General features: G+C 73.4%; 4 protein-coding genes. All 4 read left to right on the top strand.

Annotated features, from left to right (window positions below; genetic code table 11):
- Positions 1–479, top strand: a 479-nt coding sequence (locus AC1DY2_RS17555) for a ribosomal RNA small subunit methyltransferase A (protein WP_476763582.1), incomplete at its 5' end; no start/stop codon positions are given.
- Between the two features lie 105 nt (positions 480–584).
- Entirely contained in the window at positions 585–1,124 is a 540-nt protein-coding gene (locus tag AC1DY2_RS17550) for a hypothetical protein (RefSeq protein WP_476763581.1), read from the top strand.
- Positions 1,125–1,161: 37 nt separating this feature from the next.
- The gene (locus tag AC1DY2_RS17545; protein ID WP_309980062.1) at positions 1,162–2,094 is read left to right on the top strand and encodes a 4-(cytidine 5'-diphospho)-2-C-methyl-D-erythritol kinase; all 933 of its coding nucleotides are present in this window, start codon (positions 1,162–1,164) and stop codon (positions 2,092–2,094) included.
- Between the two features lie 479 nt (positions 2,095–2,573).
- On the top strand, positions 2,574–3,281 hold the full coding sequence (locus AC1DY2_RS17540) for a hypothetical protein (protein ID WP_476763580.1): 708 nt from the start codon (positions 2,574–2,576) through the stop codon (positions 3,279–3,281).
- The last annotated feature ends 28 nt before the right edge of the window (positions 3,282–3,309 follow it).

Below are 3,309 nucleotides of genomic sequence, written 5' to 3'. Positions count from 1 at the left end.
ACGTGTCGGTGCCCGTGCTGCTGCACCTGCTCGAGCACATCCCGTCGCTGCAGTCGGGCATCGTCATGGTGCAGGCCGAGGTCGGGCACCGGCTCGCCGCCGAGCCCGGCTCGAAGGTCTACGGATCGCCGAGCGCCAAGGCCGCCTGGTGGGGGCGCTGGCGGCTCGCCGGCCAGGTGTCGCGCATGGTGTTCTGGCCCGTGCCCAACGTCGACTCCGTGCTCGTCGGCTTCGCACGCGGCGAGCAGCCCGGCACCGAGGAGGAACGCAAGGCGACGTTCGCGCTCGTCGACGCCGCGTTCCAGCAGCGCCGCAAGATGCTTCGCCAGTCCCTGTCGAGCGTGCTCGGCGGCTCCTCGTCGTCGGCCAGCGAGACGCTCGAACGCGCCGGCGTCGATCCGCAGTCGCGCGGCGAGCAGCTGCGGGTCGAGGACTTCCTGGCGATCGCACGGGCCGCGGCCGCGCCGGTCGAAGCCTAGGCGGCCGATCCCGCCGCCCGCCGCGCGCGTCCCGCCGCTCGCGGTCACGCCTCTGCCGCGCGCGGCGCCTTCCGCGGCCCCGTCGGTGCGCACTACCGTTGAGGCATGGGCACGCCCGTGGGGAGCAACGTCGAGGGGGTCGGCGACGACGCGGTGCGTCGAGCGACGGGCAGGGATCGCGACGAGTGGTTCGGCCTCCTCGACGAGGCCGGCGCCGTGGCGTGGGGCCACCGGGAGATCGCGGAGTGGCTCGTCGGCGAGCAGCACGTCGACCCGTGGTGGGCGCAGAGCCTCACGGTCGCGTACGAACAGGCCCGCGGCATCCGGCGCCCCGGCCAGCGGCAGGACGGCACCTTCGAGGCGAGCGTGACCCGCACCGTCGACCTCGGCACCGAGGCGGCGTTGCGCGCGCTCGCGGCCATCGTCACGCTGCAGCTCGACGTCGACCCGCTCGCGCTCAACCTCACCGCGAAGCATCCGACGGCCCGGTTCCCGCTCCACGGGGGCGAGTTCGTACTCGCCTCGGCGAGCCCGGTCGACGACGGTCGCTCGTCGATCGGCCTCACCTGGGGCCGCATGCCCGACGGGTCGCGACTGGCCGAGGTGAAGGCGCGCATGCGCGAGTGGCTGCAGGCGGTCGGATGACCCGGGCCGCCGCCGAGCCGTGGGCTAGCGTGGAAACATGACGATCGCGGCGACCGACGAGGCAGTGCACGTGCGGGCGCCCGGCAAGATCAACCTCTTCATGCGCGTCGGCGAGGTGCAGCCCGACGGCTACCACGACGTCGCCACCGCGTACCAGGCGGTGTCGCTCTACGAGGACGTGCGGGCGTGGCCCGACGACGAGTTCAGCGTCGAGTTCGGCGGCTCGATCGATACCTCGGGGCTGCCGGCCGACGCCTCGAACCTCGCGATCAAGGCCGCGAAGCTGCTCGCCCGCACCGCCGGCGTGCCCGGCGGCGTGCACCTCGAGATCGACAAGCACGTGCCCATCGCGGGCGGCATGGGCGGCGGGTCCGCGGATGCCGCAGCAACCCTCGTGGCCTGCGACGCCATGTGGGGCACCGCGCTCAGCAAGGAGGAGTTGCACGCCCTCGCGGCGAAGCTCGGCGCGGACGTGCCGTTCGCGCTCACGGGCGGCACGGCGATCGGCACCGGACGCGGGGACCGGCTCAGCCCGGCGCTCGCCACCGGATCGTTCCACTGGGTGCTGGCGGTGGCCGAGTTCGGGCTCTCGACCCCCGGCGTGTACCGCGAGCTCGACCGGCGCCGCGAGGCGGACCCCGCGCTCGGGCCGGTGTCGTCGACGCCGCGCGTGGATGCCGCCGTGCTGCAGGCGCTGCGCGCCGGCGACGCGCGACTCCTCGCCGACGCGCTGCACAACGACCTGCAACCCGCCGCGCTCGGCCTCGCGCCCGGGCTGGGCGGGATCCTCGAGCTCGGCGAGACGCACGGCGCGCTCGCCGGCATCGTGTCGGGCTCCGGGCCGACCGTCGCGTTCCTCGCCGAGGACGCCGACTCGGCGCTCGAGCTGCAGATCGCCCTCTCCGCGTCGCGCCTGAATGCGGTGCACGTGCACGGCGCCGTCCACGGCGCCCGGGTCATGCACGCCTGACCCGCCACAGCCCTCCCTCCTCACCTCCACCCTCCGCTCGCCCGCCTCGCCCCGCTTCGCGCCCGCCCCGCCCCCTACCGCCTGGCCACCCCATCCCCGGGCAGGCCGCGATCGAGAGGACCCCGAACCCGCAGTTCTGAGGCMCGAGGTGCGAGTTCGGCATCCACTCGACGTGCCGCACGGACGGCATGTGGACAACTCGTCCGTCATCGGACCGGCCGAGCCATGCTCGTCACGTGCGCCAGCCGAGACCGCTTCCCGCCCGACTTGCTTCAGCCCCCGCATTCAGCGTCGGCGAGGCGCTGCGCCTGGGAGTCGGTGAGCGACGATTGGAAGCACCCGACCTGCTTCGGCCGTTCCATGGGGTCCGTCTGCGTGCAGATGCGGCATCCAACCCTCATGCGCGGGTGGCTGCGTACGGGCTTCGGATGCCGGCGACCCAGTTCCTCAGCCACGCTACGGCGGCCATGCTGCATGGGATGCCACTTCCGGCGCGGCTCGAGCGCGAATCGGTCATCCACGTCTCGGTGTTCTCGAGCTCGGCTCGACCCACTGGACGCGGCGTGCGGGGCCACGTGCTCCAACCCGGGCGATGCCGGCTGGCGACGGTGGCCGGCCTTCGAGCGGCGGATGCGGCGACGGCATGGTGCCAACTGGCGGCGACGCTCTCGGTCGACGACCTCGTCGCGGCCGGTGACTTCCTGTTGACGGGCGATGGCAGGTTCGGTCGGCGACCGGCGGCGACCACGGTGGACGGCCTGAGGGCGGCGATCGACCGCCATGACGGATGCCGCGGCGTGACGTCGCTGCGGCGGGCGGTCGATCTCGTCCGCCGGGGTCCGCTGTCCAGACGGGAGTCATTGCTGCGCCTCGACGTCGTACGAGGAGGGTTGCCCGAACCTCTGCCCAACCACATCGTGCTCGATTCCCGTGGGGGCTTCGTCGCCATGGTGGACCTGGCTTTCGTCGAGTACCGGGTCGCACTCGAGTACCAGAGCGACCTCCACCGCCCGCCCGCGGCATACCGGGCCGACGTCGAGCGCCTCGAGCGGCTCGCCGACGCGGGCTGGGTCGTCGTGCAGGTCACCGCAGAAGGTGTGCGCGAAGGCGGGGTGTCACGCCAGTCCGACCAGACGGTCGAGCGCGTCCGCCGCCGCCTGCAATCGCGCGGCTGGCGGGCTTCGTGACGTCGAGTGGATGCCGAACCCGCAGTCC

This window comes from Agromyces sp. P1_H4, assembly GCF_056405255.1.
The sequence above is the reverse complement of the archived record's forward strand: the minus strand, read 5'-3'. Positions and strand labels throughout refer to the sequence as shown.